The following is a 14,712-nucleotide window of genomic DNA, read 5'->3' as shown; positions in this document are numbered from 1 at the left end:
ACTCTCGGCTCCACGGAAGACTACCGCAGCGGTACATATTTGGACCACAGGAGATCGCAGTGCTCACCGATCCACTCACCGCGGCGATAGCCGAGGCCGAGAAACTCGTCGCCACCGCCCCTCATATCCGCACCGAACAGGATCTGGTGGAGGGATACGGATATCTGGCGGGCGGGATCTCCGCGTGTGTGCACGCCGCCTGGGCGCACAGCCGCACCCACCCCGTATTCCTCACCGGAACCGGCCCCTACACGAAGATGGGCCTCGACAACCCCGACACGCTCTACTGGGGCGCGTCGATACGCGAGGACGGTGAGTATCTCGTCACCGGGCGGCGGGGAACGACCTGCGATCTGAGTTTCCAGGTCCTCGCCGGCAACTACACCGATGCGGACGTGCCCGGAAATGTCACGGCCTTCGACGATCGCGCACTGAACATCGCCGACGACGGCACCTTCGAGGTGCGGTTCGGTCCCGGACCACGCGACCCCGAACGGAACTACTTCTCCCTCGCCCCCGGCTCGTCCCAGCTCGTGGTCCGCGAGGTCTACAGCGACTGGACGCAGCGCCGCGGAACGTTGAGCATCCACCGGCTCGACTCCCTCGGCTCACCTGCACCCGAACCCACCCACCAGGACGCGGTCACCCGATACGAACGCGCCGGTCGGGCCCTGGTTTCGCGTGTGAAGACCTGGCTGCAGTTCCCCGAGTGGTTCTACCTGAAACTGCCGGTGAACACCGTCACCGAACCACGGCGGACGCCCGGTGGGCTCGACACGCAGTATTCGTCGGTGGGTCATTTCGATCTCGGTGAGGACGAAGCCATGGTCCTGACCGTGCCCGCGAGCGATGCGCCCTATCTGGGTTTCCAGATAGGCAGCCTCTGGTACATCTCACTGGACTACGTGCACCATCAGACCTCGCTGAACAACACTCAGGCACAGGTCGATCCCGACGGGATGGTCCGGATCGTGGTCTCGGGCCGCAACCCCGGACTGGCCAACTGGGTCGAGACCCTGGGCCGCAGCCGGGGCATTCTGCAGTTCCGCTGGCAACGCCTCGACCGCGAACTGACTGCCGCGGACGGTCCCACGGCCGAGGTGGTCCCGTTCGACCGGTTGGCCGACGCTCTGCCCTTCCACGAAGCGAACCGCATCACCCCGGAGGCTTGGGCACAACGCATCGCGGCACGTCAGCGGGCCGTCGCCGATCGGATGCTCGCATGAGCGCGGCTGCGGAACTGCTCCGCGATCAGGTCGTGGTGATCTCCGGTGTCGGGCCGGGTCTGGGCCACACGCTCGCGCTGCGGTGCGCGTCCCAGGGTGCGGACGTGGTGCTCGCCGCCCGCACCAGGGAGCGGCTCGAGAAGGTGGCGGCGGAGGTCGAGAGCACAGGCCGCCGGGCAGCGGCCGTTCCCACCGACATCACCGACGACGAGTCTGCAGCCGCCCTTGTAGAGCGGGCGGTCTCCGAGTTCGGGCGCGTCGACGTCCTGGTCAACAACGCCTTCTCGGTTCCTTCCATGAAGCCTTTGGCGCGCACCGAGTTCCAGCAGATCCGTGACAGCGTAGAGCTCACCGTCCTCGGCGCGCTGCGACTGACGCAACTGTTCACCCCCGCCCTCGCCGAATCCGGGGGCTCGGTGGTCAACATCAACTCGATGGTGCTGCGTCACTCCCAGGAACGTTACGGCAGTTACAAACTCGCCAAGTCGGCCCTGCTGGCGATGTCGCAGTCGCTCGCGACCGAGCTGGGACCGAAGGGCATTCGCGTCAACTCCGTTGCACCGGGCTACATCTGGGGTCCGATTCTGCAGGGATACTTCGAGCATCAAGCCGCGAAATACGGCACCACCGTCGAGCAGATCTACGAGCACACCGCGGCCGCTTCGGATCTGAGGCGCCTGCCGACCACCGAGGAGATCGCGGATGCGGTGATCTTCCTGGCCTCACCGATGGCGTCGGCGATCACCGGCCAGTGCCTCGACGTCAATTGCGGCGAATACCACCACTGAACAGGACACACATGAGCGAGCGCACCACCGTCGGCACCGTCGAGGACCTGCACGTCTCGGCGAGTCGATTGACTGGCTCGACCGATTTCGGCGAGGACGATTACCGTGAAGCGCTGGAGGTGCTGCTCGAGTCCTACGCACAGGACGAGAGGCTGACCCCGCTCGGGAGCAAGATGTCGCGGGTGTTTCTTCGGGGAGCCCTGGTCGCACGGTTGCTGTCCGAGTCGGCCTGGACCCGGCACCCCGAGCACGCCGACGTCCCGATCACCCGGCCGATCTTCGTGACCGGCCTCCCCCGCACAGGCACCACCGCGCTGCACCGACTGCTCGCGGCGGATCCCGCCCATCAGGGACTGGAAATGTGGCTGACCGAGATGCCGCAGCCACGACCTCCCCGCGAGACGTGGGCGGACAATCCGGTCTTCGCCGGGATCGAGGCGGGATTCGCACAGCACCACGTCGAGCACCCCGAATTCATGGGCGTGCATTACATGTCGGCCGCGGAGGTAGAGGAATGCTGGCAGTTGCTGCGCCAGTCGTTCCGTTCGATCTCCTACGAATGCCTCGCACACCTGCCCACCTACTCCCGGTGGCTCGCGGCCCAGGACTGGACCGCGGCCTACGCCCGGCACCGCAGAAACCTGCAGCTCATCGGCCTGCCCGATGCCGGCAAGCGGTGGGTGCTGAAGAATCCCAGTCACCTGTTCGCGCTCGACGAACTGCTCACGGTCTACCCGGACGCGCTCGTGATCGTGACGCACCGCGATCCGCGCGCCGTGATTCCCTCGGTGTGCAGTCTCGCGGCACAGGCGACCGAGGGGTGGTCGGAAGTCTTCGTCGGTGAGACGATCGGCCGAAGTCAGCTCGACCTGTGGACGCGAGGCTTCGACCACTTCACCGCGGCACGTCGCCGGCACGATCCGGCCCGCTTCGCCGACGTGGACTACCGGGACTTCGTCGCCGACCCCCTCGGCACCGTCGGTGCCCTGTACGACCGTTTCGGTCTTCCGCTGACCACCGGAGCCGAACGGGCCATGGCCGAACTGCACGAAGAAAGCCGTAGCGGAGCAAGGAAACCCGCGCACCGCTACACACTCGAGGAGTTCGGACTGTCCGTCGACGAGGTCGACGAACGATTCCCCGACTACGCATACCGCTGAGCCCGCGGAAAACCGGCACGCCAACGGTGTCCCCTGCCGACCTGCACGTTCAACGTGGGATGATCGAAGGTATGCCCGCACCACTCCCGCTCGATCCCATCGCCGAAGCCCACCGCCAGTGGACCGAACACGGCTGGGGTGACGTGGCCGACGGCATGGCCGCTGTGACGTCGGTCATGCGGGCGCAGCAGATCATGATGGCCCGCGTCGAGGAAGTGCTCAAACCGTTCGGCCTGACCTTCGCACGCTACGAACTGCTCACCCTGCTGCATTTCACCAGGTCCGGCGCATTGCCGATGGCGAAAGCGAGCGCGCGTCTGCAGGTCCACCCGACCAGCGTGACCAACGCCGTCGACCGCCTCGAGAAGGCCGGACTGGTTCGGCGCACCCCGCATCCGAGCGATCGACGGGCGACGCTCGTCGAACTCACCGACGAGGGGCGAGCATTGGCGATCCAGGCCACCGAGAAACTCAACGCGGAGGTCTTCGCCCGGCCCGGTATTCCCGATGAACATATCGACACCCTGCTGCGCATCATCGCCACGATGCGCCACGACGCGGGTGATTTCGACACCGGCGGTGCGCCCACGAAGTGGTGAGAGTCGCATACGGCGAAGGGCCGCCCCGATTCGGGGCGGCCCTTCGCCGTATGCAGTGACGACTCGGGTCAGGCGTGCTTGAACTCCGGCGTGCGCTTCTCCACGAAGGCCGCCATGCCTTCCTTCTGGTCGGCGGTCGCGAACGTGGAGTGGAAGACTCGTCGCTCGAACCTCACACCTTCGGCCAGCGTCGTCTCGAAGGAGCGGTTGACTGCTTCCTTCGCCATGATTGCGACCGGCAACGACATCGACGCGATGGTGGTCGCGGTTTCGAGAGCCACATCGAGCAGCTCTGCTGCCGGGACGATGCGCGAGACGAGCCCGGCCCGCTCGGCTTCCTCGGCATCCATGTTGCGACCGGTAAGGCACATGTCCATCGCCTTGGCCTTGCCCACGGCACGCGTGAGACGCTGCGAGCCACCGATACCGGGGATGACACCGAGCTTGATCTCGGGCTGGCCGAATTTCGCGGTGTCGGAGGCGATGATGAAGTCGCACAGCATCGCCAGCTCGCATCCGCCGCCGAGCGCATAGCCGGAGACCGCGGCGATGATCGGCTTGCGCACGGACGAGAGCCGATCCCACTGCGAGAACAGGTCTTCCGCGTATACCTCCGCGAAGGTCTTCGGCGCCATCTCCTTGATGTCCGCGCCGGCGGCGAATGCCTTCTCCGACCCGGTGAGCAGGATCGCGCCGATCTCGTCGTCGGCATCGAGTTCCTCGACCGCAGCGACGACTTCGCGCATCAACTGGCTGTTGAGCGCATTGAGCGCCTTCGGCCGGTTGAGGGTGACGATGCCGACGCGGCCCTTGCGGTCGAGCAGGATGGTCTCGAAATCGGTCACTTGCTGTCCTTCGCGGTCGAACGTTCACGGATGTCGGTGATGATGGCGGAGAAATCGAGTCCCCCGCCACCCTCGGTGTTGAAACGATGGTAGAGCTCGGCTGCGCGCAGCCCGAGTTCGGCCTCGACTCCGTTGGACCGCACCGCATTCGCGGCCAGTCCCAGATCCTTGTCCATGAGCGCGGTCGCGAAACCCGGCTGGTAGTCGTTGTTCGCCGGAGTGGTGGGCACCGGACCCGGCACCGGGCAGTTGCTCGTCAGTGCCCAGCACTGGCCGGACGCGTTGGACGCGACGTCGAACAGTGCCTGGTTGTCGAGGCCGAGCTTCTCGCCGAGGACGAATGCCTCGCTGATCGCGATCATCGAGATACCCAGGATCATGTTGTTGCAGATCTTCGCAGCCTGGCCGTTGCCGGACCCGCCACAGTGGACGATCTTGCGGCCCATCGCCTCGAGCAGCGGCTGTGCGGTGGCGAAGTCGTCCTCGCTGCCGCCGACCATGAACGCGAGCGTCCCGGCTGCCGCCCCGGCGACACCACCGGAGACCGGCGCGTCGACGGCGCGGTGCCCGGCCTCGTGCGCCTTCTCCGCCGCGGCGCGCGCGTCCGCGACGTCGATGGTCGAGCTGTCGACGAACAGCGTATTCGGCTCGGCCGCAGGGAGAATCTCGTCGTACAGGTCGAGGACGAGCTTACCGTTGGGCAGCATGGTGATCACGACCTCGGCACCGTGAACCGCCTCGACAGCAGCATCGGCGACGGTGACGCCGTTCTTCGCAGCCTCTTCCTGCGCGGCGGGGACCGGGTCGTAACCCTTGACGGTGTAACCGGCACGGACGAGATTCGCGGCCATGGGTCCGCCCATGTGCCCGAGGCCGAGGAAGGCGACGGCGGGGAGTGCACTCATCGGTCGTTCTCCTTGGGAGCGGCGAGCCCGAGGTCGAGATCGCCGAGAGGCTGGAAGTAGGCGTCGACGTCGGTCTCGGTGACGTCGGTGAGGGTCGCCGGAGACCACTTCGGGTTCCGGTCCTTGTCGACGACCTGAGCGCGAATACCTTCGACGAGGTCGTGCGAGTTCAGCGAGGCGGTCGAGACCCGGAACTCTTCGTTCAGGACCTCTTCGAGGCTGTCGAAGCGCCGGGCATTGCGCAGGGATCGCAGGGTCACCTTCAGCGCGACAGGGGATTTCGCGAGTACCTGGTCCGCGGTCTCGCGTGCCTCCGGAACGTCCGAGGACCGGAGGCGCTCGACGATCTCCTCGACGGTGTCGGCGGAGTACGCCGCGTCGATCCAGTCGCGCTGGGCGAGCAGAGCCGATTCGGGTGCCGGCTGCGAGTATTCGGCGAGGGCGTCCTCTACCGAACCGGATTCGAGTGCGGCCACGAACTTGTCGAGCGACTCCGAGGGCAGGTAGTGATCGGCGAAACCGAGGGCGATGGCGTCTCCCGCCTTCATCCGTCCGGTGGTCAGCGCGATGTGGGTACCGATCTCGCCTGGGGTGCGCGAGAGCAGGTAGGTACCACCGACGTCCGGGACGAATCCGATTCCGGTCTCGGGCATGGCGATGCTCGAGCGTTCGGTGACGATCCGGACGTTTCCGTGTGCGGAGATCCCGACGCCGCCGCCCATCACGATGCCGTCCATGATCGCGATATAGGGCTTGGGGTAGCGGCCGATCGCCGCATTGAGGATGTACTCGTCGCGCCAGAAATTCCTCGAGCCGGTGCCACCGTCCTTCGCATCGTGGTAGATCGAGACGATATCGCCGCCGGCGCACAGGCCGCGTTCACCGGCACCCCGCACGAGCACCGCCCTCACCGAGTCGTCGTTCTCCCACGCAGTCAGGGCGTTCGACATCTCGAGGACCATGGCGTGGTTGAGCGCGTTGATGGCCTTGGGCCGGTTGAGCGTGATGCGGCCGATGCCGTCCTTCACGTCGATGAGGATCTCGGGTTCCTGCCCGGTCATGCCGCTCCGTTCTGCGCCGTGGCCACCACGCTCCGCGCGACGACCACCCGCATGATCTCGTTGGTTCCTTCCAGGATCTGATGCACGCGCAGGTCGCGCACGATCTTCTCGATCCCGTACTCGGCAAGGTAACCGTATCCGCCGTGCAGTTGCAGCGCCTCGTTCGCGACCTCGAATCCGGTGTCGGTCGCGAATCGCTTGGCCATCGCGCACAGTTCCACGACGTCGTCGGTACCGCGGTCGAGGGCGTCGGCAGCGCGCCACAGCAAGGTGCGCGCGGCTTCGAGTTCGATACGCATATCGGCGAGCCGGAACTGCAGTGCCTGCGAATCGAGCAGTCGCTCCCCGAATGCCTTGCGCTCGGCGAGATAGGCGACCGTCCGGTCGAGTGCGGTCTGCCCTCCTCCGACCGAGCATGCGGCGATGTTGATGCGGCCACCGTTGAGGCCGTGCATGGCGATGCGGAAGCCGCCGCCCTCGCTGCCGAGAAGGTTCTCGGCGGGCACGCGGGCGCCGTCGAAGATCACTTGGCGGGTGGGCTGCGCGTTCCAGCCCATCTTCTTCTCGTTGGCTCCGAAGGACAGGCCGGGAGTGTCCTTCGGCACGATGAACGCGGAGATACCACGCGCGCCGCTGTCGCCGGTGCGTGCCATGACCACGTACACGTCGGAGGTGCCGGCTCCGGAGATGAACTGCTTGACGCCGGTCAGTACGTACTCGTCGCCGTCACGAACAGCCTTGGTACTCAAGGCCGCCGCATCGGATCCGGCACCCGGTTCGGTGAGGCAGTAGCTGGCGAGGTGCTCCATCGTGCACAGTTTCGGGATCCACTGCCGGCGCTGCTCGTCGTTGCCGAAGCTGTCGATCATCCACGAGACCATGTTGTGGATCGAGATGTACGCCGCGACGGACGGGCAGCCCTTCGCCAGTTCCTCGAAGATCCTGACGGAATCGAGGCGTCGCAGTCCCGATCCACCCACGTCCTCCCGGACGTAGATCCCGCCCATGCCCAGTTCGGCCGCCTTGCGCAGCACGTCGACGGGAAAGTGCTTCTCCTGGTCCCATTCGACCGCGTGGGGTGCCAGGTACTCGGTGGCGAAGTCCCGGGCGGTATCACGAATCGCCCGGTCGTCGTCGGTGAGGATGAACATGGCGTACCGCCTAGTTCATCGTCGGGATGACGAAGTGGTCGGTGTCGGCCACGTGGGCACCCTCGATATCGCCTTCCTTGACGCCGGACGGCCAGCGCTGCGTGACCGTCTTCGTCTTGGTGTAGAAGCGGAAGGCGTCCGGTCCGTGCTGGTTGAGGTCGCCGAAGCCGGAGGCCTTCCAGCCGCCGAAGGTGTAGTACGCGATCGGGACGGGGATCGGTACGTTGACGCCCACCATGCCGACCTCGACGCGGGTGGTGAAGTCGCGGGCGGTGTCGCCGTCACGGGTGAAGATCGCGACACCGTTGCCGTACTCGTGTTCGGTGGGCAGGCGCAGGGCGTCCTCGTAGTCGCGGGCGCGCACGACGGTGAGCACGGGACCGAAGATCTCCTCGCGGTAGATCGACATGTCGGTGGTGACCTTGTCGAACAGGGTTGCGCCGGAGAAGAAGCCGTTCTCGTGGCCTTCGAGGACGAAGTCGCGTCCGTCGACCACCAGTTCGGCGCCTTCCTCGACGCCCTTGGCGATGTAGCCGTGGACACGGTCGCGGGCGGCGGCGGTCACGAGCGGACCGAAGTCGGCCTTCTCGTCGAAGCTGGTGCCGATGCGCAGTTCGGCGATGCGCTCGGTGAGTTTGGCGACGAGCCGGTCGGCGGTCTCCTCGCCGACAGGGACAGCCACCGACAGCGCCATGCAGCGCTCGCCGGCCGAGCCGTAGGCGGCCCCGACGAGGGCGTCCGCCACCTGGTCGAGGTCGGCGTCGGGCATGATGATCGCGTGGTTCTTCGCGCCACCGAAGCACTGCGCGCGCTTGCCGTTCTTGGCGGCCGTCTCGTAGATGTACTGGGCGATCGGGGTCGAGCCGACGAAGCCGACAGCTTTGATGCGCTTGTCGTTCAGCAGGACGTCGACGGCTTCCTTGTCGCCGTTCACGACGTTGAACACACCGGCCGGAAGGCCGGCCTCGATGAACAACTCGGCCAGACGGAGCGGCACGGAGGGGTCGCGCTCGGAGGGCTTGAGCACGAAGGCGTTGCCGGAGACGAGAGCGGGAGCGGCCTTCCACAGCGGGATCATGGCCGGGAAGTTGAACGGCGTGATACCGGCGACGACTCCGAGGGGCTGCCGCATCGAGTACACGTCGATTCCGGTACCGGCGGATTCGGTGTACTCGCCCTTGAGCAGGTGCGGCGCGCCGAGCGCGACTTCGACGACCTCGAGTCCGCGCTGGATGTCGCCCTTCGCGTCGGGAATGGTCTTGCCGTGCTCGCTGGACAGCAGGCGGGCGAGTTCGTCCATGTTGTCCTGGGCGAGCTGCAGGAACCGCATGAGCACGCGAGCCCGCTTCTGCGGGTTCCACGACGCCCATTCCTTCTGTGCCACTTCGGCGTCGGCGATCGCAGCCTCGACCTCGCTCACCGCAGCGAGAGGTACACGTGCCTGCACCTCGCCGGTATTGGGGTCGAAGACATCGGCATAGCGGCCGGAGGCGCCGGGGATGTGCTGTCCGCCGACGAAGTGGGTGAGTTCTCGAACGCTCATGTCCGATCCCGTCCTTTACTGATGTGTGATGACATGGGATGTGCGATTTTCGGCACGAACGGGCGCAGGCCCGAAGTCTTCGCTGATCCTATAGTTGGAAGTCCATGTATGTCTACCATCACACCCCGCTCGAGCCGCTCGACGAGCGTGCTGTGCGTCAGCCTTCGGCCATCTGCTGTGCCTTCGCATACGCGAGCTGCAGGAAGTCCGCGCCGGCCAGGGCTCCGAACGAGCCGGCGACCAGGCGTGTCGGGCCCGGTGCGTAGACCAGACCGAACACGAGGGCGGTCACCGCCCACAGGTCGAGGCAGAACGGACACGCCAGCAGTTCGCCCACGGCGTGACGGATCCGCGACGACTTGCGGGGTTGTTCCATGACCTCGGCCGGACCCCCCGGGCCGTCGAACCGGGTGAACGGTGCGCGCACCGGACTCGTCACGGCGGACTTACTGAGGATCCGGGAGAACTTGTGGCTTGCGAGAGCTGTGACGACGAGATCGCCGGCGCTCGGTCTGGGCAGGGGGCGCCCCCGCCTCACCGCGCCCGCCGACAGAAGACCTACGAGCGTGAAGTAGATCGACATCAGCACCGCGTATCCGCCGAGCGGGCGATCTTCCTCGCCCCGATAGATCGCGGCTTCCTGCTTCACTGCGTGAACTGCACGCTCTGCGTGCTCCTTGGGCGATGGTCCTTCGGATGTCCCCATGAATTCTCCCCTCGGGACGATTGCGAGCAGGTGGGCGTGGCCACCCGCATCCTCACCGGGCAGGCATACCCCCGCGTCCGCTGTTGCAACCGGATCGGAGGACGGACCGTCATCGCATCCGTCTGTACAGATCCTCGAGGTCGTTGATACCGCGGATCACCACTGCCTCGTCGGTTCCGCCCGCCCGCAGCGCGCGGCGCAGCAGCATGGGGTCGAGATCCTCGAGCGCAGGCCTGAAGCGCTCTGCCGGGAGTTCCGGCAACTCGATGTGGTCCCCGTAGAAGTCCTCCTCCGCGGCCGCGTCGTCCGCGGACTCGGCCTCGTCGACGCCGCCGATCAACGTTGCGATGTCGATTCCTCGGAGCGTCAAGACCGCGAGAGGTTGCTCGTCGACGTGTTCGGCGAGCAGGTAGGCGACCGCCGCGGCGTGTTTGCAGGGCCACCCGTCGTCCGGGCATGTGCAATCGAAATCCAGTTCGCCCGCGCGTCGTGGGAGCAGCAGCGACCCCAGTTCTTCCGGAAGGATTCCCGCCGCGAGCCGGGCGAGCATGCCGGGCGACGAGCGGACCAGGTCCACGAGTTCGTTCACCGTGTCCTCGTCGAGTGTCCGTACGCGCACCACCGTGGTGAACGGGGTGAGCTGACTGCCCTGCACCTCCGCCACCGCCGAACCCGGTTCGAGGCGCATGGAGATCACCTGACCGGTGCGCGCGTACGCACGGCCCCTCGTCAGCCGTCCCTTGTCGGCGACCTCCTCCATGGCCGAGATCAGTTCCTTCGACCACCAGCCCCGGCCGATCGAGCCACGCTTGGTGCGCGCTTCGATGCCGCCGTCGATGCGCCGCGTGGTGCCGTATCGGTGAACGTTGCCCCGCGCCATCAGTCACCCACCGCGTCGTCGCCGAGAGCGAGCAGGGACTGCAGCTGGTCGGTGGACAGCTCGGTGATCCAGTTCTCCCCCACACCGACCGCGATCTCGGCGAGTTCCTTCTTGCCGGTGAGCATTTCGTCGATGCGTTCCTCGACGGTTCCGACACAGACGAGCTTGCGGACCTGGACATCGCGGCGCTGCCCGATCCGGAACGCGCGGTCGGTCGCCTGGTTCTCCACCGCGGGGTTCCACCACCGGTCGAGGTGGACGACGTGGTTGGCTGCGGTGAGATTCAGCCCGGTGCCGCCCGCCTTGAGCGAGAGCATCATGATCGGCGGACCGCCTTCACCCTGGAAGGCCGCGACCATCGCGTCGCGCTTCGCCTTGGGCACTCCTCCGTGCAGGAAGGGAACCGACGTCGCGAATCGTTCCTCGAGATACGGGACGACAAGACCGCCGAACTCGCGGAACTGCGTGAACAGCAACACCTTCTCGCCGTCGGCCAGCACGGACTCGACGATGTCCTCGACCAGCCCCAGCTTGCCCGAGCGGTGCCGGCCACGACGCAGGACGGGCGAACCGTCGCTCAGATAGTGCGCCGGGTGGTTGCACACCTGCTTGAGCCGGGTCAGCGCCGCGAGCACCGCTCCCTTGCGGGCCATGCCCTCCTTGTCGCGGATCCGGCGCATCATGTCGTTCACGACCGCCCGGTAGAGCGCAGCCTGCTCCGCCGTGAGGTTCGCCCGCACGGTCTGCTCGAACTTCTCGGGCAGATCCGAGATGACGTCGGGGTCGGTCTTGACGCGGCGCATCACGAACGGCGCGGACAACGCCCTCAGCCGCGCCGCGGCGACCGCGTCGTGGTCGCGTTCTATCGGCACCGCGAACCGCGCCCGGAAGGACGCTGCGCTGCCGAGCAGGGACGGGTTCGCGAAGTCCAGGATCGCGCGCAACTCCTCGAGACGGTTCTCCACGGGTGTACCGGTGAGCGCGATCCGGTGCGCCGCAGGCACCGCACGGGTGGCACGCGACTGAGCCGTCGCGGTGTTCTTCACGTGCTGGGCTTCGTCGAGGACCACGCGCCGCCAGGACAGCGCGGCGAGTTGCGCGACGTCACGAGCGGCGATCGCGTAGGTGGTCACCACCAGGTCGTGCCGGGCTGCGGTCTCGGCGAGCGCCGCGCCGCTCCTCCTCTGAGCACCGTGATGGATGTGCACCTTCAGATCGGGCACGAACCGTTCGGCTTCGCGCTGCCAGTTGCCCACGACCGACATCGGGCATACCAGCAGCGTCGGCGCATCTCGCAGACCGGATTCGCGTTCGTGCGCGAGCAACGCAAGCACCTGGATGGTCTTGCCCAGACCCATGTCGTCGGCGAGTACTGCGCCGAGACCGAGCCTGCTCATGAAGGCCAGCCAGTCGACGCCGCGCTGCTGGTACGGCCGCAATTCGGCCTTCAGTCCGATCGGCACCGGTACCGGCTCGGGAGCGACCCGCCCGTCGAGCAGCGTTTCGACCCAGCCGGACGCGGAGATGTCGGAGACCACTGCCGGTGGGGGGTTGTCGCCGGTGAACTGGGCGAACAGTGATCCGAGTGTGGCATCCTCCGCCGAATGCGCCGTCACGAAGCGGGCGGCTCGTGTGAGGGCCTCGCTGTCGGCGCGTACCCATTTGCCGCGCAGCTTCACCAGGTCGCTGTTCGCCGCGACGAGTTCTTCCATCTCCGACGGTGTGAGCAGCATGTCGCCGACGGCGAGCTGCCACTCGTACGAGACGATCGCACTCATCCCGACGACGCTGTCGTCGGCCCCGACCGGTGCCACCGGCGAGTCGACCTGCAAGCGCAGGGACGGCTCGACCGTGGTCCACGCGCGCGGCAGCAGGACCGGAATCCCTGCGGCGTCGAGCGCCCGGGCTCCGTGCTCGACGAGATCGACCACCACCGGCGTGGGCAGCAGCAGGTCGAGGTTGTCCGGGTCGCGGGGTACGTCCTGCAGACGTGGATACGCCGAGAGCGCGACACCGAGTTTGCGGACGCCGATCTGCAGCAGGTACGGGTCGGTGCCCTCCACCGGTAGCGGCATCGGCGCCTGGCCTTCCGCGCGCAGGCACACCTCCAGCCGCCAGAAGGAATCGGCACCGACTCCGTCATCGAGGTCGTCCGGCTCGACGAGGCGAAGCACCAGATCGGGTTCGTAACCGGCCAGGCTGGCGCGCCATTCCTCGAGTGCGTCGGCCATCCGCTGGGTGCCGCGGGGATGGGGAATACCCTCCGCCAGAGCGGCGACGAGCGGATGCAGCGAGGTCGACGAACCGTGAAGCGTGCGCACGATCGGGTCGGTCAGTTCACAGCACAGATCGTCGAGCAGCTCGACCGGCCGGCCGAGCTGTCGCTGCACGGGAGGCATCGCGGCGGCCAGTTCGGCGGACCAGGCCCTCGTCTTCTCGCCACCGAGCAGTCGCCACCGCGCCCACCACTGCTTCTCGGCACGCACGAGCTCGGGCGCGACACGACCGGCCTGCGCCCATCTCTCGATTCCCCGCGCCACGTGAGCGAGATATCGCAGGTCGCCGCCCACGCCTCCGGGACGTCGGGGCATGTCCAGCAGAAGTTCCGCAGCGTCCGGGGGTGCGACCGCGACGGCGGGCACCGGGCACGGTTCGCTCGCGCCCGGGAAGGTGATCGTGACGCGATGACGGAACTGGCGATCCACCCACCGGCGCAGCGCCGAGGGGAGCGCGTCGGGATCGGGCTCTGTGGCGGGATCCCACCACAGCATCAGGCCGGATCCCGGTGACCACAGCCCGTGCAACATGCCCACCATCGTGCCAGCCGTACCCGACCCCGATGGCAGGCTGGGTCCATGGCACGCGCATACGGCTTCGTCGATTACGGCGGTCCGGAGACACAACGGCTTCTCGAGACGGCTGTTCCGGCGCCCGGACCGGGACAACTGCTCGTGGCCGTCCAAGCCGCCGGAGTGAATCCCGCCGACTGGAAAGTCCGCTCCGGAGCGCGGAGAAACAGCGTCACGGTGCACTTCCCCGCTGTGCTCGGCCGGGAGGTCGCGGGTGTGGTGGAGTCGCTCGGCAGCGGTGCGGACGACGATTTCGCGGTGGGCGATGCCGTTTTCGGAGCCACCGCGGAAGGCTTCGGCGGTTACGCCGAGTACACGCTCGTCGACGCGCGCGCTGCCGCGCACAAACCCGAGACCGTCTCGTTCGAGGTAGCGGCCACCCTCCCCGTCGCGGCCGGAACCGCCTTCGACATCGTCGAGCATCTCGAGATCGTCGACGCCGACACCGTGCTCGTTCTGGGCGCCGGAGGCGGGGTGGGGTCGGCCGTGACACAACTCGCGCACGCAGCCGGGGCTGCCGTCCTCGGTGTGGCGAGTGCGGGGAAACGACATCTCGTCGAATCCACGGGTGGTCTGTGGATCGAGGCCGGTGCGGGCTTCGAGAACCGTGTGGCAGCACTCGCCGAGCGGTGTGGGCCGGTGACCGCGGTCGTCGATCTCGTCGGCGGAGACGTGCTGGATCGCGCAGTCACGGTGGCCCGGGCTCCCGAGCGGGTGGTGAGCGTGGCGGATCCCGTCCGCGCGCAAGCCCTCGGGGGTTCGGGGGTGACCCGGCGACGCACCCGGGAGGTCTTCCGGCAGGTCGCAGCTCTCGTGGAGCGCGGCGTCCTCACCCCCCGTGTCGAACGGACCTTTCCGCTGTCCGACGCCGGACGCGCACTCGAACTGGTCGAATCCGGGCATGCGGGTGGGAAGGTCGTCGTGACGGTGCCCTGAGCGAACCGTACTCCTCACGACCTTGTCGGCGGATCGTGTCAGGATCTCCGCGTGCGTGGGGGG

General features: G+C 67.2%; 13 protein-coding genes. 5 read left to right on the top strand and 8 right to left on the bottom strand.

Features of this window, described 5'->3' with window-relative positions; all coding sequences use genetic code 11:
• Positions 1–59 precede the first annotated feature (59 nt).
• From ABZ789_RS14895 to ABZ789_RS14880, 4 genes are all read left to right on the top strand, one after another.
• Positions 60–1,226 carry a hypothetical protein gene (locus ABZ789_RS14895; RefSeq protein ID WP_358424898.1) on the top strand — a complete coding sequence of 389 codons (1,167 nt, stop codon included), beginning with the start codon at positions 60–62 and terminating at the stop codon, positions 1,224–1,226.
• Entirely contained in the window at positions 1,223–2,014 is a 792-nt protein-coding gene (locus ABZ789_RS14890) for an SDR family oxidoreductase (protein ID WP_358424896.1), read from the top strand. The genes ABZ789_RS14895 and ABZ789_RS14890 overlap by 4 nt, the downstream gene beginning before the upstream one ends.
• Before the next feature lie 11 nt (positions 2,015–2,025).
• Complete coding sequence (locus tag ABZ789_RS14885) at positions 2,026–3,174, top strand: sulfotransferase (protein WP_358424894.1); 1,149 nt, start codon at positions 2,026–2,028, stop codon at positions 3,172–3,174.
• 71 nt (positions 3,175–3,245) lie between these two features.
• On the top strand, positions 3,246–3,773 hold the full coding sequence (locus ABZ789_RS14880) for a MarR family transcriptional regulator (RefSeq protein WP_358424892.1): 528 nt from the start codon (positions 3,246–3,248) through the stop codon (positions 3,771–3,773).
• A 68-nt stretch (positions 3,774–3,841) separates the two neighbouring features.
• Here ABZ789_RS14880 and ABZ789_RS14875 read toward each other — a convergent pair whose 3' ends face one another.
• The 8 genes from ABZ789_RS14875 to ABZ789_RS14840 form a co-directional block, all read right to left on the bottom strand.
• The gene (locus ABZ789_RS14875) at positions 3,842–4,618 is read right to left on the bottom strand and encodes an enoyl-CoA hydratase (RefSeq protein ID WP_358424891.1); all 777 of its coding nucleotides are present in this window, start codon (positions 4,616–4,618) and stop codon (positions 3,842–3,844) included.
• A complete protein-coding gene (gene mmsB / locus ABZ789_RS14870; RefSeq protein ID WP_358424889.1) occupies positions 4,615–5,523 on the bottom strand; it encodes a 3-hydroxyisobutyrate dehydrogenase in 909 nt (302 codons plus the stop codon). Before mmsB ends, ABZ789_RS14875 begins: the two co-directional genes overlap by 4 nt.
• Entirely contained in the window at positions 5,520–6,584 is a 1,065-nt protein-coding gene (locus tag ABZ789_RS14865) for an enoyl-CoA hydratase/isomerase family protein (protein ID WP_358424887.1), read from the bottom strand. The genes mmsB and ABZ789_RS14865 overlap by 4 nt, the downstream gene beginning before the upstream one ends.
• Positions 6,581–7,735 carry an isobutyryl-CoA dehydrogenase gene (locus tag ABZ789_RS14860; RefSeq protein ID WP_358424885.1) on the bottom strand — a complete coding sequence of 385 codons (1,155 nt, stop codon included), beginning with the start codon at positions 7,733–7,735 and terminating at the stop codon, positions 6,581–6,583. The genes ABZ789_RS14865 and ABZ789_RS14860 overlap by 4 nt, the downstream gene beginning before the upstream one ends.
• 10 nt (positions 7,736–7,745) lie before the next feature.
• Complete coding sequence (locus ABZ789_RS14855; protein ID WP_358424883.1) at positions 7,746–9,278, bottom strand: CoA-acylating methylmalonate-semialdehyde dehydrogenase; 1,533 nt, start codon at positions 9,276–9,278, stop codon at positions 7,746–7,748.
• Between the two features lie 157 nt (positions 9,279–9,435).
• The gene (locus ABZ789_RS14850) at positions 9,436–9,984 is read right to left on the bottom strand and encodes a DUF1360 domain-containing protein (RefSeq protein ID WP_358424881.1); all 549 of its coding nucleotides are present in this window, start codon (positions 9,982–9,984) and stop codon (positions 9,436–9,438) included.
• 109 nt (positions 9,985–10,093) lie between these two features.
• Entirely contained in the window at positions 10,094–10,864 is a 771-nt protein-coding gene (locus ABZ789_RS14845; RefSeq protein WP_358424879.1) for an SWIM zinc finger family protein, read from the bottom strand.
• Entirely contained in the window at positions 10,864–13,671 is a 2,808-nt protein-coding gene (locus ABZ789_RS14840) for a DEAD/DEAH box helicase (protein WP_358424877.1), read from the bottom strand. The genes ABZ789_RS14845 and ABZ789_RS14840 overlap by 1 nt, the downstream gene beginning before the upstream one ends.
• A gap of 48 nt (positions 13,672–13,719) precedes the next feature.
• Here ABZ789_RS14840 and ABZ789_RS14835 point away from each other — a divergent pair, with 48 nt between their 5' ends.
• Positions 13,720–14,649, top strand: coding sequence for an NADP-dependent oxidoreductase (locus tag ABZ789_RS14835; protein ID WP_358424875.1), 930 nt, complete (start codon positions 13,720–13,722; stop codon positions 14,647–14,649).
• The last annotated feature ends 63 nt before the right edge of the window (positions 14,650–14,712 follow it).

The organism is Rhodococcus sp. NPDC047139, assembly GCF_040643435.1.
In the GTDB taxonomy this organism is placed as follows: domain Bacteria; phylum Actinomycetota; class Actinomycetes; order Mycobacteriales; family Mycobacteriaceae; genus Rhodococcus.
The sequence above is the reverse complement of the archived record's forward strand: the minus strand, read 5'-3'. Positions and strand labels throughout refer to the sequence as shown.

Excerpts from the sequence above, each read along its gene's own strand:
- ABZ789_RS14890 (WP_358424896.1), top strand. The coding sequence starts at position 1,223 with ATGAGCGCGGCTGCGGAACTGCTCCGCGATCAGGTCGTGGTGATCTCC.
- ABZ789_RS14885 (WP_358424894.1), top strand. The coding sequence starts at position 2,026 with ATGAGCGAGCGCACCACCGTCGGCACCGTCGAGGACCTGCACGTCTCG.
- ABZ789_RS14880 (WP_358424892.1), top strand. The coding sequence starts at position 3,246 with ATGCCCGCACCACTCCCGCTCGATCCCATCGCCGAAGCCCACCGCCAG.
- mmsB (WP_358424889.1), bottom strand. The coding sequence starts at position 5,523 with ATGAGTGCACTCCCCGCCGTCGCCTTCCTCGGCCTCGGGCACATGGGC.
- ABZ789_RS14865 (WP_358424887.1), bottom strand. The coding sequence starts at position 6,584 with ATGACCGGGCAGGAACCCGAGATCCTCATCGACGTGAAGGACGGCATC.
- ABZ789_RS14860 (WP_358424885.1), bottom strand. The coding sequence starts at position 7,735 with ATGTTCATCCTCACCGACGACGACCGGGCGATTCGTGATACCGCCCGG.
- ABZ789_RS14855 (WP_358424883.1), bottom strand. The coding sequence starts at position 9,278 with ATGAGCGTTCGAGAACTCACCCACTTCGTCGGCGGACAGCACATCCCC.
- ABZ789_RS14850 (WP_358424881.1), bottom strand. The coding sequence starts at position 9,984 with ATGGGGACATCCGAAGGACCATCGCCCAAGGAGCACGCAGAGCGTGCA.
- ABZ789_RS14845 (WP_358424879.1), bottom strand. The coding sequence starts at position 10,864 with ATGGCGCGGGGCAACGTTCACCGATACGGCACCACGCGGCGCATCGAC.
- ABZ789_RS14840 (WP_358424877.1), bottom strand. The coding sequence starts at position 13,671 with ATGTTGCACGGGCTGTGGTCACCGGGATCCGGCCTGATGCTGTGGTGG.
- ABZ789_RS14835 (WP_358424875.1), top strand. The coding sequence starts at position 13,720 with ATGGCACGCGCATACGGCTTCGTCGATTACGGCGGTCCGGAGACACAA.